The sequence below is a fragment of the bacterium genome (assembly GCA_024226335.1).
GTDB lineage: Bacteria > Myxococcota_A > UBA9160 > SZUA-336 > SZUA-336 > JAAELY01.
This window is the reverse complement of the sequence record JAAELY010000238.1, coordinates 1-21,975: the sequence shown is the minus strand read 5'-3', so window position 1 is coordinate 21,975 and position 21,975 is coordinate 1. Positions and strand designations below refer to the sequence as shown.

The following is a 21,975-nucleotide window of genomic DNA, read 5'->3' as shown; positions in this document are numbered from 1 at the left end:
GCACTCGCATGCACATGGGATTTCGTCCATAATCAGGAGAACTGGTCGATGAACAGCCTTGCCAGTTGGAGATCCAATGAAGACAGTGCTGACCGTACTAGGGGTGGCAGTACTCGTTCTGGCGACATTCTTCGCGGTAATTGGCCTCGCGTCCGAAATGGGCGGAGAAGTCGTAACTCTGCGCACCGTACAGGCCGATGGGAACGCTGCGGATACGCGGCTCTGGATTGTGGAAGATCAGGGCGCCCTGTGGTTGCGGGCAGGTCAACCGAACTCGGGTTGGTACGCGCGACTGCGTGCCCATCCGCAAGTCTGGCTTACAAGAGACGGCGTTACGCACCGCTTCCGCGCAGTCGGAGTCGAGGATCCCGCGATGCGCGACCGGATTCACGAACTCATGACGAAGAAGTATCCGGTGGCGGAAGCGCTCATCAAGCTGATCCGCGACGGGGATGCATCGATCCCTGTGCGCCTGGACCCGATCAGCTGAAGAGTTTTTCCGACTCGGCCAGAAAGCGCTCGAGGTCGGTTTCGATGCCATCGATCGAAGAGTTCCAGAACTCGGGAGCCTCGAGATCCACGCCCATACAGCGACGCGCAACGTCCTCCGCATCATCACTGCCCGTCAGGCGCAGGAGTTCGTCGTACTGCTCCAGGAACGCTTTCCCCTCGGCCTGCGCGCGACCGAAAAGCCCCAGACTGAAAAGAAACCCAAATGTGTATGGGAAGTTGTAGAAGCTGAGCTCGGTAATGTAGAAGTGCAGCGTGGAGGCCCACATCCACGGATTCAGCTGGTTTTCGTCGAGCGATTCTCCGTAACAGCAACGCTGCGCCTCGATCATCAGCTCGCACAGGCGCGTGACACTCACCTCGCCAGATGCGCGCTCTTCGTAGAAGGCTTTCTCGAACTCGAAGCGCACCGGGATGTTCACGAGGAAGACGGCGGCGAACGCGAGGCGACTGTCGAGTATCACGCAGCGCTGAGCTTCGGAAGTTCCCGGGTCCGCGAGAACGGACTCGGTGTAGACCTGCTCGGCAAACGTGGAAGCCGTCTCGGCCAGGGTCATCGGGTAGCGACGCGCCCAGGGCCGCATATCGCGCATGAGCCAACCGTGGTAGGCGTGGCCCAGTTCGTGGGCTAGCGTGCGCAGGTCGCCGAGCGCACCGTTGTAGGTCATGAAGACGCGAGACTCACCCAACAACGGTGACGTGCTGCAGAAACCGCCGGGACGCTTACCCGGGCGCGACTCGTAGTCGATCCAGCGCCGCTCGAAAGCCCGTGCTGAAAGTCCACCCAGATCTTCGGAATATCCTTCGAAAGCTCGCTGGACTCCGATACACGCTTCATCCCAGGGGATGGAACCGGCGTCGCCCAGAGGAAGCGGTGCCATCAAGTCCTGAAATCCCAGAGATTCCTGGCCCAGGATCCGAGCCTTTCGCTTCAGGTAGCGTCGGGCCACGTCGGCGCGTGCACGGACCACATCCATCAGCGTGTCGAGTGTGGTGCGCGAGATGCCCGCATCAAAAAGTGCGGGGTCCAGGAAATGGCTCACACCCCTGCGTTCGTACAGGCTGAGACGAGTTCCCGCGATCGCGTTGAGGCAGGCGGCCATCACATCAGAGACTCCTTCCCAGGCCGCATTGGCTCCGCGAAAAGCCGCGGTGCGCGTCTGTGGGTCGGGGTCTTCCATGAGACTGCGGGCGATCGCGACCGGCAGGCGTCTGGATGCCTTCCCCGGGATTTCGAAATCAAACTCGAGCTTGCCCGTCACCTGACTGTAGAGACGTCCCCAGGCTGAAAGACCGTTCACCCCGAGATCGGCCGAGAGCTGTTCCAGTTCGGTCGACATACTCCAGCGTGCGCGCTCGCGCAGGCGCTCCACGAAGTAGCTCGCGTCGCGCAGACGCGCATCGGCCAGCAACTCGGCGAAGGTCGCGTCGTCGCAGTCGTCGAGTGCGGCGCGTATTCCGACGCTGAGCTTCTGCAACTCGGCGCGCATATTGGAGAGATCCGCGGACTGGCGCTGCACGGCTTCGTCGAGAGAATCAGCGGCGGCCATGCAGCCGATATACGAGCCGATATGCGATGTGCGCGCTCCAATGTCCTCGGTCAGCACAAGCAACTCGACCCATTCCGACACATTCGACAAGCGCAGATCACCGAGCCGCGCGACTCGAGCCTGTGCGCCTTCAATCGAAGCCGCCAGCTCGTCGCGAAAGCTGCGATATTCGACGCCGTCAAACTCCGGGAAAAAGGGAGTCAGGTCCCAGTTGGGTTCGAGCTTCTCGCCTTCGATTTCAGAGGATCCCGCCATGACCTGACGATACCCCCGAGTTGCGTGGTCAGCCAGCGGCGAGTCGCGACTGCTACACTCGGGCGAGACCGCCCGGTGAGGAACGCGCTGATCGGGCTCGAGGGAGGGAGCATGCAGCGCTGGCTCAGATTGTCGGGGTTCATCGACTCGGTGAACCTGCAGATCGGTCGCGGCATCTCCTGGCTCACCTTCGCGATGGTGCTGATCGGCGCCTACAACGCGCTGGCGCGTTATGCGGGACGCTCATTGGGCTTGAGTCTGGCCTCGAACGCCTACATCGAATTGCAGTGGTATATGTTCAGCGCTGTCTTCCTGCTGGGGGCCGCTGCGACGCTCGCGCGTGACGGCCACGTGCGCGTGGACGTTCTCTTCGGGCGTATGAGTGCGCGCGCACGCGCGTGGATTGACCTGGTCGGTAGCGTCGTGCTCCTGCTCCCGTTCTGTCTGATGTCTCTGCTGGCGACGTGGCCCGCGGTGCGCAACTCGTGGCAGATCGGCGAGGTTTCACCCGACCCCGGCGGCCTGCCCCGCTATCCGATCAAGACACTCATCCTGGTCGCGTTCGGACTCCTCATCGCGCAGGGCATCTCTCATGTAATCCGAAAGATCGCCTACCTGCGCGGTATCGACGCAGCGCGAGACAAATCGTGAGCGGCGACTGGCTCGGTCCGTTGATGTTCGTGGTCGCCTTTGGGCTGATCTTCAGCGGCTATCCCGTGGCGTTTTCTCTGGGAGGAACCTCGCTGATTTTCGCACTGATCGGTGTGCAGGCGGGTTACTTCGACTGGAATCTGCTCTACGCCCTGCCCGAGCGGATCTTCGGGATCATGTCGAACTACATCCTGCTCGCGGTTCCCTTCTTCATCTTCATGGGAACGATGCTCGAGAAGTCAAAGCTCGCCGAAGACCTCCTACAGACGATCGGAATGCTCTTCGGACCGCTGCGCGGCGGCCTGGCCCTGGCCGTGGTCATGGTCGGTGCGCTGCTCGCGGCGGCGACCGGCGTGGTCGGTGCTTCGGTCGTGGCCATGGGTTTGATCTCCTTGCCCGTAATGTTGCGCTACGGCTACTCGCCGTCTCTGGCTGCGGGCGTGATCACCGCCTCGGGTACGCTCGGCCAGATCATTCCGCCCTCCGTCGTCCTCGTAGTGCTCGCAGACCAGCTCGGAGTGTCGGTCGGCGATCTCTTCGTCGGTGCACTGGTACCCGGATTGATGCTCGCAACAATGTACGCGCTGTACGTCGTGGGCATCGCGATGCTGAGACCCGAAAGCGCTCCCGCCCTGCCCGCCGAGGAACGCGACATCTCGAATCGCGAATTAGGTCAGCGGGTCGTACGCGCGATGATCCCGCCGCTCGTGCTGATCCTGCTGGTACTCGGAAGCATCTTCACCGGTGTGGCGACGCCGACCGAGGCCGGGGCACTGGGCGCGATCGGTGCCATGGGCCTGGCCGCCGCAAATGGACGGCTCAGCGTGAAGTCGCTGCGCGAAACCGCTGACGAGACCACGCGCCTGACGACAATGGTCGTCTTTCTTCTGATCGGTTCGACGGCCTTTGCACTGATCTTCCGCGGACTCTACGGAGATATCTGGATCGAGGATCTGCTCACCAATTTGCCCGGGGGAAAGATCGGTCTGCTGATCGTCGCCAATCTGGCGATCTTCGTGCTCGGGTTCTTCCTCGATTTCTTCGAGATCGCGTTCATCCTGCTACCGCTGCTGATCCCGGCCGCTCGCGTCCTGAACATCGACCTGGTGTGGTTCGGAGTGATGGTCGGCATGAACCTGCAGACCTCGTTCCTCACACCACCCTTCGGCTTTGCTCTGTTCTACCTGCGCGGCGTTGCGCCGCCGGAAGTTTCTACGACGAGCATCTACAAGGGAGTGATCCCCTTCATCGTGATCCAGTTGATCGGGCTCGGGCTGATCGTGATCTTTCCCGAACTCGTCACGTGGGCACTCGAGTAGATCGGTCGAACGACTACTTGCCTTTGAAGTTGAACGCCGCATACGAGAGCTCGGCCTTCCCGAACCACTCGAAAGATTCCTCTCGGAATTTCTTCCAGGCTTCGTAGACCTTGCGGTATCCGGGGTCAGCGCTCGCATTTTCTTCGAGCAGGCTCAGCGATTCGCGCCGCGCGGCGCTCATCACGTCGTCGCCAAATTCCCTGAACTGTGTGCCGTACTGGATCAATCGCTTCATGGCCGGCGGATTCTTCGCGTCGTACTTCGCTTGCATCGTCATTCCAGACTCGCGTGTCGCGGCCTGGAAGATTCCCTTGAACTCGTCCGACAGCCCATCCCAGGCCGACTTGTTGACGAAATAGGTCAGAGACGGCCCCGGCTCCCACCAGCCCGGGTAGTAGTAGTACTTGGCCACCTTGTGGAAACCCAGCTTTTCATCGTCGTATGGACCGATCCACTCCGTCGCATCGATCGCACCGCGTTCGAGAGCGGGATAGATGTCGCCTCCGGCCAGAACCTGCACGGTAGCGCCGAGCCGACTCATCACCTCTCCACCCGGACCGGGGATGCGCATCTTCAAACCGTCGATTTCAGCGGCGGAATTGATTTCGCGATTGAACCAGCCGCCCATCTGCGCGCCTGTACTCCCGCCGTAGAACTGCACGATATTGAAGTCGGCAAACAGGGGGCGCAGCAACTCCTGACCACCCCCTTCCAGCAACCACGCGATCTGTTGCCGCGAGGAGAGACCGAACGGCACGGCCGTATCGAAGGCGAACGCATCGTTTTTGCCGGTGTAGTAGTAACTGGCGGAGTGGCCGACCTGTACCGTCCCCTGCTGCACGGCATCGAGGACCTGAAGTCCGGGCACCAGTTCACCGGCCGGGTACGAACGGATGCGGAAGCGGCCACCCGACATCGACTCGACCAGCGCACCCAGGTGTTCGGCGGTGCCGTAGATGGTGTCGAGTCCGCGCGGAAAGCTGGACACGAGGCGCCAGGTCACCCGCTTCTGGGTGTGCACGGCTGGACCAGCTGAGCCGCCTTCTTCTCCTGCACACGCCGCGGCCATCCCTGCCCCGGCCAGACCGACAGCCGTCTTCTTCAGAAAGTCTCTGCGCTTCATCGATATCCCCCGGCTGAAGTAGCTCCGGAGCCTATCGCATATTCACGAGCAGGAGCCAAGGATCCCACAAGCCTCGAACACCCCGGGGTGTCGTCGTTCTGGATCTCTGAGCCTAGCCGGTGCGCGCGATCGCTTCGCTGCTGGGTTCGGTCGGTTGCTTCGCGGCCGGACCGCCGTCCTTTGGCTCCCGTCCCAGCAGGCGGCGCACTCGGGTGCGGATCCACTCACTCAGATCATCGAGCACGATATAGAACACAGGCACCATGAGGAGAGTGAGAATCGTGGACGAGAACATTCCAGCTCCCGTCGCAACAGCCATGGGTGCGCGCGTCTCGGATCCGGGCCCCACTCCGATCGCCGCGGGCAGCACGCCAAAGATCATGGAGAACGCGGTCATCAACACGGGTCGCATGCGCACAGGCGCTGCAGTTCGCATGGCCTCGACCTTGTCCATGCCTTCTTCGCGCAGTTGATTGGCAAAGTCGACCAGCAGGATCGAGTTCTTGGTGACCAGTCCGAACAGCAGGATGATGCCGATCAGGCTGAACAGATTGATCGACATTCCGGCGGCCAGCAGTCCACCGAGCGCGCCGAACATCGCCAGGGGTAGCGCGAGCATGACGGTCAGTGGATGCAAGAGGCTTTCGAACTGGGCGGCCAGCACCATGTAGATGATCAGGATCGCGAGCCCTATCGCCAGCATGAACTGTGAAATGCTCTCCTGGAAGGCTTCGGCGCTTCCCGAGAAGTCGATCTCAACCTGTTCCGGCAGGATCTCTCGGGCGATGGCCGTGACCTCTTCGATGGCTTCGCTGACCGGGATGCCTTCGAGACTCGAAGAGATCGACACGCTACGACGGCGATTGTGTCGGGTGATCGTCGAAGGCGCTGCACCGGTCTCTACCGACACCAGATTGCGCAGTTCAACTACCTTGCCCTCGCGGTTGCGCACATAGAGCTGGCCGATCGACTCGGGATCGTTGCGAGTCCCTTCTTCGAGTCGCATGCGAATGTCGTAGCGATGACCGGCTTCCTTGAATTTCCCGATGTCGATACCGCCGATGCTGGCCTGAACCACCGTCGCAATCGAGCGTGCATCCACGCCCATCGCGGCCGCCTTCTCACGGTCTGGCGTGACGCGAATCTCCGGAAGCCCCATGCGCAGGCTCTTGTGCAGCCCAACGAAGCCCGGACGCTCTTCGAGCCGGTGAACCACGCGATCGGTGAGCTCGTCGAGCTCGTCGATCTCTAGATTGGCGAGAATACTGAACTCGAACTCACCACCACCCGCGCTGAACATCGACGAGGGGTCGAACACCCGCGAATTCAGTCCGGGAATATTCTTCAACGCGTCGCGCGCAGCCTCCATGATTTCCATCGAAGTACGCTCACGCTCCGCTCGCGGCTTGAGAATCGCGACGAATACCGCATTCGTCACATCGCCGGGACCGTCGGGACCGCTGACGCCGATACCCGCGAACAGCCCGTTGACCTCGGGCTGTTGCAGCATCCACTTCTCTGCCAGTTTGACGCGTTCCATGGTGCCGTCCAGGGAAGTCCCGGGGGGCGTATCCATCATCACGAACAGACGTCCTTCATCGCTTGGCGGAAAGAACTCGACGTCGAGCTTGTAGCCCATACCACAGGTCATCAAGAATGAAGCTAGCCCGATCGCCAGTACCGACCCGCGATGCGCGAGCGACCAGTGGAGAATCTTTGTGTAGCGCCGCTCGAGCCAAAGAAATCCGACTTCCAGGCGATGATAGAAGCTACCGTGCGCCCTCTCCTCGGGAGGCGCCATGCGCGCCGCCAGCATCGGAGTGAGCGTCAAGGCAACGAAGAGCGAAACCATGACTGCGGCCGCCACGGTGAGTCCGAACTCACCCAGGAAACTGCCGACAATGCCGTCGACGAACACGACCGGCAGGAACACCACCGCAATCGATAGCGTCGCGGCCGTCGCGGCGAAGGCGATCTGACGTGCACCCTTCGACGCCGCCTCCTTCGGGGCTTCACCGGCCTCGCGGTGTCGTTCGATGTTCTCGAGAACCACGATCGCGTCATCGATCACGACGCCCACGGCCAGCGTCAGGCCCAGGAGCGTCATCGTGTTCAGCGTGAACCCGAACAGCCACAGAAATCCGAAGGTCGTGATCAGCGACAGCGGAATTGCTGCACTCACAATCAATGTAGGCCGCATGCGGCGCAGAAAGAGCAGAACCGTGAGGATTGCAAGCAAGCTACCGACCTGCAGCGCGAACAGGGTCTCGTTGACCGCTTCCAGAATGGATAGCGAGAAGTCGATCACCGAGTCGCGGTTCGCAAAGGTGATTCCCGAAGGCAGGTACTCGCGCAGGTCGTCGATACGATCGTGCGTCGCCTGGGCGATCTGCACGGTGTTCGCGCGCGGTTGCTTGAGGATGCCGATTCCCGCACCCGCTCCGCCGTTGAAGCGTGCCACGAAGCGCCGGTCTTCTGCACCGTCCTCGACCCGCGCCACGTCCTTCAGACGAACGGCGGCCCCGTCCACGCTCGCGATCACCATAGCGGCGAGAGCTTCGACGGTCTCGAATTCGGCGTCGGTCCGCAGCGTGTACTCGACCGATTGACTCTCGACGCGCCCCCCCGGAACCTCGACGTGTTCGCGACGCAAGGCCGTGACGACGTCCATGGCCGAGAGTCCGCGCGCGCGGAGCGCATCCCCATCCACCCAGATGCGAATCTCGCGATTCCGACGTCCAAATAGTTCAGTGGATGCAATTCCTTGCACTGTTTCGAGGTAGGGTTTGACCGTGTAGCGCAAGTACTCGGTGACCTCGGTCGCCGGACGCTCCGAGTTCACAGGCAGCCAGATGATGGGTTGATCGGCGAAGTTCACCTTCTCGATAACAGGCGGATCGAGAGCCGGAGGAAGTTGGAAGCGGGCGCGAGAGAGCTTGTCTCGTACGTCTTGTGTGGCCTGGTCGATGTCGCGTTCGAGTTCGAACTCGGCGACCACGCGACTCACTCCGTGGAACGTGGTCGATTTGAGTGTGCGCAGACCGTCTATGGTGTTGATGAACTCCTCGAGAACCTCAGTGACGTCTTCCTCCATCACTTCCGGCGTGGCGCCTTCGAGCGTTGCGGTGACCGTAACGACCGGGAACTCCATGTTCGGCAACTGGTCGACACCGAGCTGCAGATACCCCATCACGCCAAAGACGATGAGCGAGAGTGTCATCATCAGTGTCAGCACGGGACGGTTGATACAGATGTCGAGAAAACTCACGGAGTGGTCTCCAGAGCGGATTCAGGACCAGCGGCCACCGCCGGTGTTCCGTCGGGATTGCGAAGACTGATGGCGCTTCCATCGATCAGCACGTCGTGGCCGCGTCGGATCACGGAATCCCCCACAGCCAACCCGGCCATGATCTCGGCATGGCCTTCGCTCAGCTTGCCGAGTTCGACCACGATGCGTTCGACCCGATTGTCCTCAACGAGGCGAAACACAACCGGACCGTCGGCCCGTTGCAAGACCGCTTCTTCGGGAACGATGATTACGCCCTTTCGATCCGCGACGCCCAGATCTGCACGAGCGAACAGACCGGGTTTCAGCTTGCCTTCCTTGTTCTCGACCACCGCCTTGACACGTAGAGTGCGGGTGCGCGAATCGATGGTCGGCGATACGACCGTCACCGTCGCTCGAAAGGCCTGGTCGGGATACGGCGCCACAAAGACGTCGAGCGTCTGTCCGATGCTCGCGCGACTCGAATCTCGTTCCGGCAGGAAAAACTCGACCTCGATCGGGTCCATAGCGACCAGTTCGAAGAGCTTCTGGCCGGGTTGAACGAACTCACCCACGCTCAGATAGCGCCTTCCGATCTGACCAGAGAAACGCGCCGTCACCTTCGAGTCGCGCAACGCGCGTTCGGCCACGCCTAGATTCGCCTGAGCCGCCTGCACGCGTGAGCGACTGGTCTGAACGGCTGTCTCGGCCTCGTCGAGTTGAGCCTTGGACGCCACAGCGCGTTGTGCGAGCGCGCGCTGGCGCTTCACATCGCGTTCGTGCTCGCCGAGACTCGCCCGCGCTTCCGAAAGACCGGCCCGCGCACGGGCCAGTTCGAGCTCGAATCTCTCGGGGTCGATTTCGAGCACGACCTCGCCCGCTTCCACCGTCGCGCCCTCGTCGCGCAGGACGGCGGTGATCTCTCCTTGAACCTGCGCAGCGACCTCGGCTCGACTGGGCGCGACCAACTGTCCGGTCGCCGCGATGCGCTCGCTCACATCGACGGCCTGCACCTCAGCAATCACGACCGGTCTGGTTACTTCGAGCGCATCTTCGGGCTCTCCATCGCAGGCGCTGAGTCCCGCGCCTACACAACAGAGAGCCAGCGCCCACCGCTTCAGGTTTGTCGTCCCGTTCCACATTCGAATCCGCATCATCATTCCGCTCCGCTTTCCTTCTCGAACAATCCGCGTTCGAGTGAGTCGAGTGCTCGCTCGGTAAGGTCTTCTGTCCATTCGTAGTCCGGTCGGCTGATTCGCAGCAGGATCAGTCCGTGAAGCATCGCCCAGGTGATCTGGAAAGCGGTTTCGGCATCGGTTCCGCGCAGGCGCTTGACACGCTCGAGATCTTTCAAGGCTTCGGCGACCAACTCACGCCCGCGCTCCGCAGAAGAAGGCACACTCACATCGACCCGCCGAGGCACAGAGAACAGGCGGTAATGCGCTGGATGCTCGACGCCAAAGCGGATGAAGGCCCGGGCGAGTTCGCGCAGATACTCTGCCGGATCGAGCCTGCGCGGTACGCGCAACAACTCATCGTGCAGGTCCTGAAAACGCCGTTCCAGACACGCATCGATCAAGCCCGCTTTGTCGCCGAAGTGGTGATAGATGGTCGGTGCCTGATAGCCACAGCGATTCGTCACGAGTCGGATCGACAATCGATCGGGTCCGACTTCCAAAAGCAACGACTCGGTCGCGTCCAAAATCACCCTTCGGGTGGATTCAACGCGCCGGCGCGGCGACCTCCTGGAGGGTTGGGAGACCATTCAAAGCGCCCTATAACAGCGTTATAACACAGCTCCGCCCCCAACGGGGATCGAGGCATTCCTCCCGGTCGCCCAGCCGAAGGGCTAAGTGCCCGCTACGAAAGGGTTCCTCCGTCGACACGAATCTCTGCCCCGTTGATGTGAGCGCCGTCGTCGGAGGCCAGCATCGCGATCACACCGGCGATCGACTCGGGCCCCCGGGGCTTGTCGAGGGGCACGACCCGGGACAGAAGCGAAGTATCGATCCCCTCTGGCAGCACGCCTCGCGTGGTCATGCTGGTGACGATCGAACCGGGACAGACCGCGTTCGCGCGCAGCCCCTGCTTGGCGTACTCCACCGCAAAAGTGCGGGTCAGGGCGAGTACTCCCCCCTTCGACGCTCCGTAGGCCGCCCCCCAGGGCATGCCCGCCAGGGCGGAAGTCGACGAGGTATTGACGATGACGCCTTTGGACTCCAGCAGGTGCGGCAACGCGGCCTGACTCATCAGCAAGGTTCCCGTCAGATTCACGGCCAGGATCTTGTTCCACACCTCCAGTGACAGCTCATGGGTGTGGTCGAGCTTCAAGATTCCCGCGATATTGCACAACGCGTCCAGTTTCCCGTAACGCTCGACGCAAGCGGAAAGCGTTGCGGCCACCGCTTCGGGATCGCTCACGTCACAGAGGTGCGAATCGGCGATCCCCCCGGCACCGGTGATCTGCTCGACGGTCGCCTCGAGTTCTTCGCTCTGCACATCGACGCAGAACAGCGACGCTCCCTCACTCGCCAGGCGTTCGGCAGTCGCTCGACCAATTCCCGACGCCGCACCACTCACCAGCGCAACGCGCTCTTCAAAGCGTCGCATCAGCGGTCCGTCATCTGCACGAGTTCTCGACTCTCGAACTCACCGCCCGCCTTGCGCCAGGCCGAAATCGTGCGCCCCGCATCGCGGGCGGGATTGTAGACGTCTTCCTCGGATTTCCAGAGCCCGTTTCCACCGTAGACCAGGCGGGTCCAACTGGGAAATTGAAACGGCTCGCCATCTGGATCTCCCGGATGTTCGAGCCGGTTCTGGCACTGGAACACGACCGCGTCGTGCTCGTCGTCGAACGCCACCCAGTCCTGGGGAAAACTCATATGGGGAAAGGGAGCCATGACCTTGGTGATCCAGTCTTCGATCTCCTGACGACCGTGCATCTCGCCGTAGGCATGCTCGGTGTAGTGAGCGTCCTCGGTGAAAACGGCCGCCCAGATACGCCAGTCTCCGCTCGTTGAAGCCTGGATGCGCGCCCGATTGTAGTTTTCGAACGCGGCTTCGATCTCTTCCCGCGGGAAACCGCCCATCCTCTGTTCCTCCTGTCAGTTGTGGTCCGAAGAATGTGCCCGGCGCCGAAAAACCCTGAATGGGATTTTCCGGCAACATCGCGGGGCGCATTTCAGACATCTCGCGTGTGCTCCTGGGCCTCGGCCAGGCCAAACCCATTCTTCGGAACACCGCGATCTTATCGACGCGGGGTTGGGGTTTTCAAGTTGCGCGGACTTCACACTTCTTTACGAAACCGACATGCGAGCGAGATCCCCTGGAGTTAGGATGCTGAGGTGTCGGAAAGCATCCTCATGATCGAGGACGACGAGAATCTCTCGGAGATGGTCGGTGAGTACCTGGGCTCGCGCGGCTTCGCGCTATCGGCCCAGCCGAACGCGATGGGCGGACTCGAGCTCCTGCGCAGCGAGAGCTTCGACGTGTTGATCCTCGACGTGATGCTGCCCGATCTCGACGGCTTCGAGGTCTGTCGACGAGTGCGGGCAGAATCGGATATTCCGATTTTGATGCTGACTGCGCGCGGTGATGAGACGGATCGCATCGTCGGCCTGGAAATCGGCGCGGACGACTACCTGCCCAAGCCGTTCAATCCGCGCGAACTGCTCGCCCGTCTGCGCGCGATTCTGCGCCGTCACAAATCGGGACCTGAGCGCGGCGCAGTATTGCGTTTTGGCCGGCTCGAGATCGACCGCAACGCAAGGGTCGTTCGCGTGGGTGGCGAAGAGCGTTCACTCACGAGCCATCAATTCGAACTTCTTTGCGCACTCGCTGAGCGAGCGGGACGGGTCATGTCGAGAGATGCGATCATGAACGCGCTTCGCGGTCACGCACTCGACGCCTTCGACCGCAGCATCGACGTGCATATCTCGCGTATCCGAGCCGCGATCGAAGACGATCCGAAGAATCCGCGTCGCGTCATCACAGTGCGCGGCGCGGGCTATGTTTTCGCCCGCAACGCGGATGATGAAACAGACCGACGATGAACCGGCTGTATCTACAGATATACCTGACGCTAGTCGGCATTATCGTGCTCTTCGCCGTGCTCGCTTCGCTCGCCTGGTTGTTGATCGGACCGTCTGATGAAGATCGCGCGAGCATCGAGGGAATCGGCGCGATCGTCGCCGAATCACTGCCCGCAGCGGGCCGCCCCGTCGAGGAACTGCGCTCCGCCTTGGCGAGACTGTCCGAGCAACTGCGGGCGGATCTGGCCGTGCGCTCAGCAGACGGTGAACTCGTCGTGCAGATCGGCCGGCCCCTGCCTGAACCGACACCCGAGCAGTTGAAGAGCGGCTGGTTCCAGGGTCGCAGACACGGTGGTCCGGTGATCGTCGTTCGCCTTCCCGATGACCGTTGGATGATCGGCCGCCCGCGCCGGAACGAACACGGTATCCAATGGCTGGTTGCGCTCGCCGGCCTTGGCGTGGTGAGCGCAATCGGAGCCTATCCCCTGGTACGCCGACTGACTCGCCGCGTGGAGCGACTGCGCGCTCGCGTGGAGCAACTGGGTGCGGGCGACCTGAGCGCACGCGTGCAGATCGAAGGCCGCGACGAAATCGCCGCGCTGGCACGAAGCTTCAATCGCGCCGCCGATCGCATCGAAGCCCTGGTCGACGGCCAGCGCACGCTTCTGGCCAGCGCATCGCATGAACTGCGCTCTCCTCTGGCTCGCATTCGCGTGGCGACGGAGTTGCTTCACAGCGGCCAGAGACCCGAACTGCTGGAGCGAATCGAAAAGGACATCGGCGAACTCGATGTATTGATCGGAGAACTCCTGCTCGCGAGTCGGCTCGATGCTCTCGACCAGCTCGAGCGGGTCGAAGAAGTGGATCTACTGGCATTGGTGGCGGAGGAGTCCTCACGTGCGGGCGCCTCGCTCGAGGGCGAGCCGGTCAGGATCCTCGGAGACTCGCGCATGTTGCGCCATCTGGTGCGAAATCTGGTCGAGAATGCCCAACGCTACGGCGCGGGCACACCGATCGAGGTCACACTGGAGGCGCACGACGGCGAAGCCCGGCTTCGAGTCCTCGACCGCGGCCCTGGAGTGCCCGAAAACGAGCGCGAGCGCATCTTCGGAGCCTTCTATCGACCCGCCGGAATGCGCGAGAGCATCGATGGAAGCGTCGGGCTCGGCCTCTCGCTCGTGCGGCAGATCGCCGGTCACCACGAAGGCCACGCGCGCTGCATCGCCCGGGAAGGAGGAGGAACCTGTTTCGAGGTCGTCCTTCCGGGCGCGCGGAGCGAAATCCGGGAGAACCGGGATTCCCGAGAGCCCTCGCTCTGACGCGGAGACGGGAATATCTCCAGCTGTCCCCGGCCTGCTTTCAGTTTTTCGCAAGAAGGACCGTGAAGCACATAGGGAGGGTGCAGTTTGCCGACTTCAAACAACAGCGATCTTTTCAAGGTACAGCCGCGCCGAAAGACGCTGAATCTCATCCTTCAGCCAATGGTTCAGCTGAAGCTTCCGGTCTACCTGCTCGTTCTCACGTTCGCGTTTGCCGGAACGTTCTGGGCCCATAGCTACATCACCTATGAGCGTCTGTTCGAGATCACTCTGGAGCACACCGATCAGCCAGAGTACTTCGAGCGCGTGATCAGCGCCCAGACCGAGAACTTCAAGGTCGTGTCCGCGACCCTGGCCATCGCCTACGTACTGCTCATGCTCGGAATATCTGTCCTCGTCACGCACCGCCTGGTCGGTCCCACGGTCGCTTTCCGACGCCACATCGAAAGCCTGAAGAATCAAGATTACAGCGCGCGAATCATCCTGCGCCGCGCCGATGCTTTTGCGGAAGTCGCCCGAGAACTCAACGAGCTCGCCGAGGTCATGGAGGCGAATCAGAAAGGCGGACCCGACCCGGTTTGATTGGGTCGTGAAGTCCGTTTCGATCCGCCGGGTTTTACGCGGTTCTGCGTAGTCGGCAATCCTGAAGCCCCAGTAGTGCTTGGCTCTGCCTCTGCGTTCTGGCAGCATCGAATCATCCATGAGATCGATCTGCGCCACCCGAAGTCGTCCCGTCCTACTGGCCCTTCGCCTACTCGCCGCCATCGTGGCGCTGCTTGGTGGAGCGAAGGCCGTCGCGCAGGATGGGTTGAAGTACGAAATCTCGCGCATTCCCTATCCCCTAGAGAGTTCGCTCCTGTCGAATACGGGCCCCGAGACCGCGCGAATCTTCCTCCACGAGATCCGTCTCGAAGACGCCGAATGGACGCGCCTGGAGCTGGGAGATCTACAGCTCGGACCCGGTGATTCGATCCGCATTTCGTCTCGAGTCGATGGCGAAGAGCAGATCGTCGACGATCGGGAGCCGATTTACAACGGCCTTCTGTGGAGTTCGGTCTTCCGCGGTGGCGAAATCGATATCGAGCTTCACGTTTCGCCGGCAAGCGAAGGCGCTTCGTTCTCGATTCGCGCACTCGAGATCGCCCGGCTCGCGTACACACCTCGCGAACCGGCGAGCAGCAGCTCCGGCCTGATCCCGCGTACGATCTGCAATAACGATGACCGCATTCCCGTCGCCGGTCCGAGTTGCACGGTTCGCATCGTGTCGTCGGACCCCAACTCCAACTGGTTCACCGGCTTCATGGTGAACGGGCACTGGATGCTGACCACCGCGCATACCGTGAACGTCTCTGGGCTGCCACTTCCGTGGACCGTCGAACGCAATGTCCCCGCATCGGATCCCAATGGAACGATCGTGGCCGCCGCGGCCGACGATCAGTGGCAGGTTGAACTCGCGGACCTGTCCAGTGCGACCGGAGGACTCGCGTTTTCCCTACAGCAGGGGCACGACTGGGCTCTGATCGAGATTCCGGCCGATCCGAACAGACCTCTGGGTCCGGGTGAAGGCTGTAGCCCCGTCTTCTATTGCGGACACGACACCACCAGCGCAGGCGGGCTCTTGACGATCGAAGGTTACGGCATCGACACCGAAGGCACGCGCAATGGCGTCCTTCAGAGCGACACCGGCCCCGCGGTCGCGAGTAGCAGTGGCCTGTTCGCGGTGCGTTACCAGACCGATACCGAGCAGTCGAATAGCGGCTCGCCGATCTATGACTCCCTGGGGAGAATCATCGGCATCCACGGTCTATCGGGCTGTGAAAATGGCGGCACGGAGGGAGACAACGAGGGAAGCTTGATCTCCAATCCGGTTCTTCTGGACGCGGTGAAACAGAAAACAGGCATCTCATTATGCGCAGACGGCGATAGCGATGGCCTGGCGGACGACTTCGAAACCATCTTCGGCAGCGATCCGTTTCTGGCCGACAGCGACGCAGACGGAGATGGAGATCTGGTCGAGTACGTAGCCCAGTCCGACCCGTTCGACCCCAATTCGGACGTTTCACCGGTGGTGAGGGAAACGCCGGGTGCGGTGGAATTGAGCTGGGATGCAGTCGCGGGCCTCGACTACGAGGTGAGTTTTGCCGACGGGCTCGCGCAGGCCAATCCCGGCACTCAGACCGCTGTGCTACCGACACAGTCGGCCTTTGCGAGCGTTGCGGGTATCGCGCCCACGACCACTCTGCTCGACGATGGCAACGCGACGGGCAGCTCTCCCGCGGGCATCACCTCCCGACTCTACACGCTACGCGTCACGACGGCGGTGGCCGGCATTTCCGTGCGCGCGGGAACCCGGGCCGCCATCACGGTCCAGGGCACACCTGCGGGGTTTCAGCGAGTCGACCTGCCTGCGGCGGCTTATCAGATCCTGGGCATGCCCTTCGTTCCTGAGGATCCGTCCGTACACAACGTACTCGGACCGCAACTCGATGGCGGCCTCGATGAGTTCAACGCCGACCGCATCTTCGCCTTCGATCCCGCAACTCAGCTCTACGAGACGGCGTTCCTATTCGATGGCAGCGGCGACCCCAATTTCGACCAACGTTTTTTTCCATCGGCGGCGAGTCGGATTTGACGATCGGCTGTGGCGAGGCGTTGTTCGTGCACAACCGCGGCGCGGCCCAGTCGCTCTTCCTGGCCGGGCGCATCGGCTTCGCACCCTCGCGCACGCAGACCCTGGCCCAGAGCTACTCGATGTTCGCGCCCTGCTACAGCGTCGAAGGCGTGGCGCTCAACGACACCCTATTGGGAACTCAGGGGTCCATCGGCGGTCTGTCTCCGCTGGACTCGGATCGTATCCTGCGCTTCGATCCGATCCAGCAACTGTTCTTCGGACAGTTCTTCTTCGACTCCGGGGAGAACCCGGGCTTCGATGAGATGTGGTTCCCAGAAACCGGTGCGCCTGGCGAGAACTTCGAACTCGAAGCCGGAGAAGGCTTCTTCTACCGTCACCAGGGCGCGTCGGACCTGGACTGGAACCAGACTCGGCCCTACGAGCTGCCGCAGATGGTTCCCTGAGGGATCTGGAACGAGGCTGGCGGAGCCTAGTTGCGATGCCGTGCGGCGGCCAGGCCCGCGAGGGCGGCCAGGAGAAGCACGCCGGTCGCCGGTTCCGGCGTAGTCGTCGTGGCGAAGCCGTTGAAAACGAAATCGACGGGCAGCGGCGTCAAGTCACCGTCGAGCGGCAAGATCGAATTGTCGACCGTGTACGAGCTTGGCGAAACGCCATAGGCTGTCGCGATCGCGGGATCACTGGCATTGAAGGCAAACACGAAGAATGACAGGCCGTCCGCGAAGTTCGGGGATTCAAAGCTGCCCAGATTGACCTCGAACAGGAAGCGACCATCGGTGTCGGTCGGGGGACTGATGCCATCGCCGATGGCGAGGGACCGCACGATGCCGGCGGGGGCCACACTGAAACCGCTCCCTGGGTTCATCGTGATGATCGAGTTCACGTCGAGCGGCCCACTATTTCCGTAGATGTACGCAGCGTTACCGGCGGGTAGCTCGACGCCTCCGTCGTCCAGGATGCGATCCAGGGAACTGCCCCCGAAAAACCGCAACGTGAGAGTTCCAGCCAGCGCCTCGGGCGCGCTTAGCGAAAGCGAAACGAGAGCGGCCAGCGCCCATCCTGCACAGCGAATCTTCATGGCTTTTCCACAGCTCTGGCACCCACTTCGGGGGCCGTCGAGCGATCTTCAATCAGAGCAATTCGTTACAAAATCAGCATCTTACAACGTTCTGAAGGGATACTACCACACCTGGCCGGCAGATCTCAATCCCCGTGGGCCATCGAGATTCTCAGATTGCACTCCCGGAGCGGACTAGCCATTACTCTCATTGCACCCAGTGAACGGACTAGCCATTACTCTCATTGCACTCCGGGAGCGGGCTAGCCAATACTCTCTGTGGAAGCGGAGGAGGAACGCGTGTCGTACATCGCACCGAAGGATTATTCCCAGGATCCCGAACTCTTTGCGCGAGTCGTGAAGGTGATGCAGGGTGACCTGGACCTGGGCTGGATGAAAAACACCGGCGAGAGCGCCGGTTTCGCGGCCAGCCAGCCCAGTCGGGGGCTCACCCTCGACGACATCAACCAGGGCGGTTATTCGCCCGATCAAATCCCCGAGATCATCCGCCACAACTTCTCGATGGCCCCACGCGGTGCAATGCTGCCGGAAGGCCTGCCGTCGCTGGGCTACCGACTCAATCGCAAGAGCGATGTCTGGTCGGATCTTTCCGGGCGACTCTTCGAAGAGGGCAAGTCGCGACACTGGGCGCCCGCGAAAGACGTCCCTTGGACCGCGCTGAACGACCACGGACATTCGGACGAGGCCGAAGGCGCCCTGCGCCAGCTCGCAACCTCGTTGGTTTCGATCGGTCTCGTCTGCAACGACACGGTCGCCTACTGGGAGTGGCGCACGAATCAGGAATTCCACGAGATCAAATACCTGATGTGCGTACAGATGTTCGACGCGTGTCGCATCGCCGAGGGATTCCGCAAGCGGGCATTGTTTGGCGAGACCGGTCAGCTCGGGGTCGACTCACTCGGCCTGGGAGAGGTGCTGAAGTCCGTATTCGAAAGTGACACCTACCCAGAGACCTCGCTCGGCATGAACGTGACGCTGATGTCGTTCGTTCAGGCGCTGGGTCGGCATTGGGAGTGGGCGGCCACGAACGCCGCCGACGCCTTCCTGGGTACCCGCCTGACGCAGGACGCCACGCGTTTCGTGGCCTACGGCGTCGACCACATCCGGATGAGCCTGCAAGCGCGTCCGAGCGAGACCGATCACCTGAACGAACACCTCGACCTGCTCGAGAACACCCTGGTGGGTGCGCTCGGTGCACCCGAGGTAATCGAACCGCTGATCGTGCTCTCGGGCGGGTTGGATCCGGTCGCGCGACTCTACGAACGCACGACCGACGAGTACCTCTTGCGCTGCGAAAAGATCGGCCTGGGTGATCGACGCGAGCGCTCCCCCCTCAGCCACTTCCTCGAACTCCTTCAAGGTTAGGAACGCATCATGAGTTACTACGGCTCGACCGAGTTTCGCTACAACGACGACTTCGCGCTGCGCATGCGCGATATCCGCAAGGGAAACCTGGACCTCGGCTGGATGAAGGCGGGCACGGAGCAGATCCAGGCCAATGCGGAAAACGGGAAACGGGGCTTCACCTATCTGGACATCAATCAGGGCAGCTATGGCTATGACGATCTGCCCGAACTGCCGCGCGGAGCGCGGGGACCGGCGCCCAGAGGTGCAGCCTACGACGTGGATCGACAGGCGGATCTCGAGCCCGAACTGAACCGGAAGAGCGACGTCTGGGCATACAAGGTCGCTTCCTTCACAGAGGAAGCGATGAGCCGGCAATGGGATGCCAGCACCGACGTACCGTGGGGCGATCTGGAAAAGTACGAGCGCTCGAACGAGGTCGAGATCGCCTTTGCCCAGCTCTGCACCTTCTTCACCGAAGTCGAAATGATCGCAACCGACCTGCCCGCAAAATGGGTCTGGCGCATGAACGACCAGTTCCAGGAAGTGAAGCACTTCATCGCCACCCAGGCGATGGACGAAGCGCGTCATGCCGAGGTATTCCGCAAGCGAGCGCTGGCGGGCGGCGTCGGCCTGATGCACGCGCTACCTCAGGCCGAGCACTCGCTGAAGGCGATTCTCGACTGCGACAACTACTCCGATGCCAGCGCGTTCATGCACCTGCTTGCCGAGGGCAACATCCTGACGATGTTCCGCTTCAGCGAGTACATCTCGCCCACACCGGTCGACAAGCGAATGTTCCAGCTCGTCATGCAGGACGAGGCGCGCCACGTATCCTACGGCCTGCAACATCTGCGCTGGGTCATCGACCACGCGCCAGAGCGCAAGGAGCAGATTCACCTGGGCCTCGATTCAGGCGAAGAGTTCAGCATCCAGCAGTTCGACTCGTCCCTCATGGAGGCGATGATCGTGCTGGCGGGCAAGGGCACGAAGCCCGAGCAGATCAAGAAGGGAATCGAAATCGTCGGCCACCTGCAGGTCAGCCAGGTTCAGGAGTACTTCAACCGACTGCGCCGCGCAGGCTTCGCCGAGCGGATCCCGCGCTCGAAGTTCCTACCGCTGCTCGGCGATATGGGCATCGACATCCCTGAGATCGCCGCATAGATTCGGACCCGGTGTCGGGCCTCTAGTTGTCTCCGACACCCCTACTCCCGACTGCGTAGTCCACCACGGCCAGCTGGTCCTCGACGAGGGAATCGGTTTCGCAGTTGCGCGCGAGCCAGCGGTCCCAGATGGCCCTGCGGCCGGCGACCAGCAGCGCTGCGACCAACGTCGAGTGCAGGTCATCGGATCCGACCCCAGCGTCCCGGGCCAGGGCTGTCGCCAGAAGCTCCTGGAGCTCTCGCTCTACGCCCGTGAGAGTGGCGACCAACAGGGGATCCTTGTCGACCCATTGGTCGTAGGCGCGTAGGTTTGAAACATACGTAACGGTCGTCGACTCAGACGGGTTCGAGGCTTCCTCAGCTTCCAGCTGCACATAGAGACGCCACGCAGACAGCGTGTCGACCGAGCGGTTCTCGTCTAAAAGAATGCGCTCGACCTCCTCGAGGGAGGCCGCCAACGGGGCCAGGGCCAGCTGGGCCTTCGAATCGAAGTAGCGCAGCAGGGTCTGCGTGGTGATGTCCACCTCAGCGGAGATGTCCTCGAGCGTGGTTCCGGTATAGCCCTGCCTCGCGAAGAGTCGCTGGGACGCCTCGATCAGGGCGGCCCGGGTCTTGGCCTTCTTGCGCTCCCGAAGTGAGGGAACCGCCTGGGCAGTGTTGTGGTCCATGGTCGAAATGTAGGTGGCTTTGCAATATTAGTCACATAGAATATATTAGAGACCAACATTTTTGTGGGAGACCTCCATGTCAGCCACCGATTCCCTCAGCCCGTCCGACCAAGAAGCCCTGCGTGAGAAATACCGGGCGGAAAGAGACAAGCGCTTTCGCTCCGACGGCGCAGACCAGTACATGGAACCGAGCGGCCGATTCGCCGGCCTGGCCGATGACCCCTGGGTCGGTGATGTCGATCGCGAGCCTGTGACCGACGAAGTCACTGTGGCGCTGATCGGTGGCGGTTTTTCCGGCCTTTGCACCGGAGCCCAGTTGCAGAAACTCGGCGTGACCGATGTCCGCATCATTGACGGCGCCGGCGACGTCGGCGGAGTCTGGTACTGGAACCGCTATCCAGGTGCAATGTGCGATACCGCGGCGATGGTCTACCTGCCCCTACTCGAAGAGACCGGGTATATGCCCAGCAAGAAGTACGTCTACGGCAAAGAGATCTTCGAACACGCTCAGCGCATTGCCAAGACGTTCGATCTCACCGACAAGGTGCTGACCTCGACCCAGGTGACCCGCCTCGAGTGGGACGACGTGTCCTCACGCTGGGAGATCGAGACTGACCGCGGTGACCGCTTCCGGGCGCGTTTCGTCGCCATGGGTACGGGGCCGATGACTCGCCCGAAGTTGCCGGGCATCGCCGGGATCGAGTCGTTCGAGGGTCACACCTTCCACACTGCGCGCTGGGACTACGACTACACCGGTGGCGACTGGGGCGGCGCTCCGATGGAGAGATTGGCCGACAAGCGGGTGGGAATCATCGGCACCGGCGCCACCGCGGTCCAATGCATCCCCGGACTCGCGCGCGACGCCGGGGAGTTGTTCGTGTTACAGCGCACGCCCTCGTCCATCGATGTGCGCAACAACCATCCGATCGATCCTGAAGAGTTCGCCCAGCTCGAGCCGGGATGGCAAAGCGAGTGGCTGATGAACTTCGCCACCCTGCAGATGGGCGGATTCACCGACGAGGATCTCGTGAAGGACGGTTGGACCGACATCGCCAAACGCATTCGCGACC

The 21,975-nt window shown here is 61.9% G+C and carries 20 protein-coding genes; 11 read left to right on the top strand and 9 right to left on the bottom strand.

Annotated features, from left to right (window positions below):
- Positions 1 to 76: 76 nt before the first annotated feature.
- On the top strand, positions 77 to 490 hold the full coding sequence (locus tag GY725_11735) for a nitroreductase family deazaflavin-dependent oxidoreductase (GenBank protein MCP4004858.1): 414 nt from the start codon (positions 77 to 79) through the stop codon (positions 488 to 490).
- Here the strand turns inward: GY725_11735 and GY725_11730 are convergent.
- Positions 483 to 2,315 carry a M3 family oligoendopeptidase gene (locus GY725_11730; GenBank protein ID MCP4004857.1) on the bottom strand — a complete coding sequence of 611 codons (1,833 nt, stop codon included), beginning with the start codon at positions 2,313 to 2,315 and terminating at the stop codon, positions 483 to 485. The two genes, GY725_11735 and GY725_11730, sit on opposite strands and share 8 nt — an antisense overlap.
- Before the next feature lie 111 nt (positions 2,316 to 2,426).
- Here GY725_11730 and GY725_11725 point away from each other — a divergent pair, with 111 nt between their 5' ends.
- Positions 2,427 to 2,966 (top strand): TRAP transporter small permease subunit, encoded by a 540-nt coding sequence (locus tag GY725_11725; protein ID MCP4004856.1) that lies wholly within the window; start codon positions 2,427 to 2,429, stop codon positions 2,964 to 2,966.
- Entirely contained in the window at positions 2,963 to 4,285 is a 1,323-nt protein-coding gene (locus GY725_11720; protein ID MCP4004855.1) for a TRAP transporter large permease subunit, read from the top strand. The genes GY725_11725 and GY725_11720 overlap by 4 nt, the downstream gene beginning before the upstream one ends.
- A 13-nt stretch (positions 4,286 to 4,298) precedes the next feature.
- Here GY725_11720 and GY725_11715 read toward each other — a convergent pair whose 3' ends face one another.
- The 6 genes from GY725_11715 to GY725_11690 all read right to left on the bottom strand — a co-directional run bounded on the left by GY725_11715 (position 4,299) and on the right by GY725_11690 (position 11,762).
- Positions 4,299 to 5,408, bottom strand: a complete 1,110-nt coding sequence (locus tag GY725_11715) for a TRAP transporter substrate-binding protein (GenBank protein MCP4004854.1) — start codon at positions 5,406 to 5,408, stop codon at positions 4,299 to 4,301.
- Positions 5,409 to 5,520: 112 nt separating this feature from the next.
- Positions 5,521 to 8,676 (bottom strand): efflux RND transporter permease subunit, encoded by a 3,156-nt coding sequence (locus GY725_11710; protein ID MCP4004853.1) that lies wholly within the window; start codon positions 8,674 to 8,676, stop codon positions 5,521 to 5,523.
- Entirely contained in the window at positions 8,673 to 9,830 is a 1,158-nt protein-coding gene (locus tag GY725_11705) for an efflux RND transporter periplasmic adaptor subunit (protein ID MCP4004852.1), read from the bottom strand. The genes GY725_11710 and GY725_11705 overlap by 4 nt, the downstream gene beginning before the upstream one ends.
- Positions 9,830 to 10,375 carry a TetR/AcrR family transcriptional regulator gene (locus GY725_11700; GenBank protein ID MCP4004851.1) on the bottom strand — a complete coding sequence of 182 codons (546 nt, stop codon included), beginning with the start codon at positions 10,373 to 10,375 and terminating at the stop codon, positions 9,830 to 9,832. The genes GY725_11705 and GY725_11700 overlap by 1 nt, the downstream gene beginning before the upstream one ends.
- A 158-nt stretch (positions 10,376 to 10,533) precedes the next feature.
- On the bottom strand, positions 10,534 to 11,283 hold the full coding sequence (locus GY725_11695; protein ID MCP4004850.1) for an SDR family oxidoreductase: 750 nt from the start codon (positions 11,281 to 11,283) through the stop codon (positions 10,534 to 10,536).
- Positions 11,283 to 11,762, bottom strand: coding sequence for a nuclear transport factor 2 family protein (locus GY725_11690; GenBank protein MCP4004849.1), 480 nt, complete (start codon positions 11,760 to 11,762; stop codon positions 11,283 to 11,285). The genes GY725_11695 and GY725_11690 overlap by 1 nt, the downstream gene beginning before the upstream one ends.
- 255 nt (positions 11,763 to 12,017) lie before the next feature.
- Here GY725_11690 and GY725_11685 point away from each other — a divergent pair, with 255 nt between their 5' ends.
- From GY725_11685 to GY725_11665, 5 genes are all read left to right on the top strand, one after another.
- Positions 12,018 to 12,725, top strand: coding sequence for a response regulator transcription factor (locus GY725_11685; protein ID MCP4004848.1), 708 nt, complete (start codon positions 12,018 to 12,020; stop codon positions 12,723 to 12,725).
- The gene (locus GY725_11680; GenBank protein MCP4004847.1) at positions 12,722 to 14,023 is read left to right on the top strand and encodes a HAMP domain-containing histidine kinase; all 1,302 of its coding nucleotides are present in this window, start codon (positions 12,722 to 12,724) and stop codon (positions 14,021 to 14,023) included. Before GY725_11685 ends, GY725_11680 begins: the two co-directional genes overlap by 4 nt.
- Positions 14,024 to 14,110: 87 nt before the next feature.
- Complete coding sequence (locus GY725_11675) at positions 14,111 to 14,605, top strand: hypothetical protein (protein ID MCP4004846.1); 495 nt, start codon at positions 14,111 to 14,113, stop codon at positions 14,603 to 14,605.
- 118 nt (positions 14,606 to 14,723) lie between these two features.
- The gene (locus tag GY725_11670) at positions 14,724 to 16,655 is read left to right on the top strand and encodes a S1 family peptidase (protein MCP4004845.1); all 1,932 of its coding nucleotides are present in this window, start codon (positions 14,724 to 14,726) and stop codon (positions 16,653 to 16,655) included.
- A complete protein-coding gene (locus GY725_11665) occupies positions 16,652 to 17,098 on the top strand; it encodes a hypothetical protein (protein MCP4004844.1) in 447 nt (148 codons plus the stop codon). The genes GY725_11670 and GY725_11665 overlap by 4 nt, the downstream gene beginning before the upstream one ends.
- A 26-nt stretch (positions 17,099 to 17,124) precedes the next feature.
- On the opposite strand, the gene GY725_11660 is transcribed toward GY725_11665, so the two are convergent.
- Entirely contained in the window at positions 17,125 to 17,730 is a 606-nt protein-coding gene (locus GY725_11660; protein ID MCP4004843.1) for a PEP-CTERM sorting domain-containing protein, read from the bottom strand.
- Positions 17,731 to 18,009: 279 nt separating this feature from the next.
- Between GY725_11660 and GY725_11655 the strand changes: the two genes are divergently transcribed.
- Both GY725_11655 and GY725_11650 read left to right on the top strand, forming a co-directional pair.
- Complete coding sequence (locus GY725_11655) at positions 18,010 to 19,095, top strand: hypothetical protein (protein ID MCP4004842.1); 1,086 nt, start codon at positions 18,010 to 18,012, stop codon at positions 19,093 to 19,095.
- A gap of 9 nt (positions 19,096 to 19,104) precedes the next feature.
- Positions 19,105 to 20,238: a ferritin-like domain-containing protein gene (locus GY725_11650; GenBank protein ID MCP4004841.1), complete on the top strand. Its 1,134-nt coding sequence runs from the start codon at positions 19,105 to 19,107 to the stop codon at positions 20,236 to 20,238.
- 22 nt (positions 20,239 to 20,260) lie between these two features.
- Here the strand turns inward: GY725_11650 and GY725_11645 are convergent, their stop codons facing one another.
- On the bottom strand, positions 20,261 to 20,905 hold the full coding sequence (locus GY725_11645) for a TetR/AcrR family transcriptional regulator (GenBank protein ID MCP4004840.1): 645 nt from the start codon (positions 20,903 to 20,905) through the stop codon (positions 20,261 to 20,263).
- Positions 20,906 to 20,981: 76 nt separating this feature from the next.
- Here GY725_11645 and GY725_11640 point away from each other — a divergent pair.
- Positions 20,982 to 21,975: NAD(P)/FAD-dependent oxidoreductase (locus GY725_11640; protein MCP4004839.1), on the top strand; the 994-nt coding region annotated here is incomplete at its 3' end.

Bases quoted from the DNA above. Each gene is read 5' to 3' on its own strand.
- GY725_11735 (MCP4004858.1), top strand. From the start codon at position 77: ATGAAGACAGTGCTGACCGTACTAGGGGTGGCAGTACTCGTTCTGGCG.
- GY725_11730 (MCP4004857.1), bottom strand. From the start codon at position 2,315: ATGGCGGGATCCTCTGAAATCGAAGGCGAGAAGCTCGAACCCAACTGG.
- GY725_11725 (MCP4004856.1), top strand. From the start codon at position 2,427: ATGCAGCGCTGGCTCAGATTGTCGGGGTTCATCGACTCGGTGAACCTG.
- GY725_11715 (MCP4004854.1), bottom strand. From the start codon at position 5,408: ATGAAGCGCAGAGACTTTCTGAAGAAGACGGCTGTCGGTCTGGCCGGG.
- GY725_11705 (MCP4004852.1), bottom strand. From the start codon at position 9,830: ATGATGCGGATTCGAATGTGGAACGGGACGACAAACCTGAAGCGGTGG.
- GY725_11695 (MCP4004850.1), bottom strand. From the start codon at position 11,283: ATGCGACGCTTTGAAGAGCGCGTTGCGCTGGTGAGTGGTGCGGCGTCG.
- GY725_11690 (MCP4004849.1), bottom strand. From the start codon at position 11,762: ATGGGCGGTTTCCCGCGGGAAGAGATCGAAGCCGCGTTCGAAAACTAC.
- GY725_11680 (MCP4004847.1), top strand. From the start codon at position 12,722: ATGAACCGGCTGTATCTACAGATATACCTGACGCTAGTCGGCATTATC.
- GY725_11670 (MCP4004845.1), top strand. From the start codon at position 14,724: ATGAGATCGATCTGCGCCACCCGAAGTCGTCCCGTCCTACTGGCCCTT.
- GY725_11660 (MCP4004843.1), bottom strand. From the start codon at position 17,730: ATGAAGATTCGCTGTGCAGGATGGGCGCTGGCCGCTCTCGTTTCGCTT.
- GY725_11650 (MCP4004841.1), top strand. From the start codon at position 19,105: ATGAGTTACTACGGCTCGACCGAGTTTCGCTACAACGACGACTTCGCG.
- GY725_11645 (MCP4004840.1), bottom strand. From the start codon at position 20,905: ATGGACCACAACACTGCCCAGGCGGTTCCCTCACTTCGGGAGCGCAAG.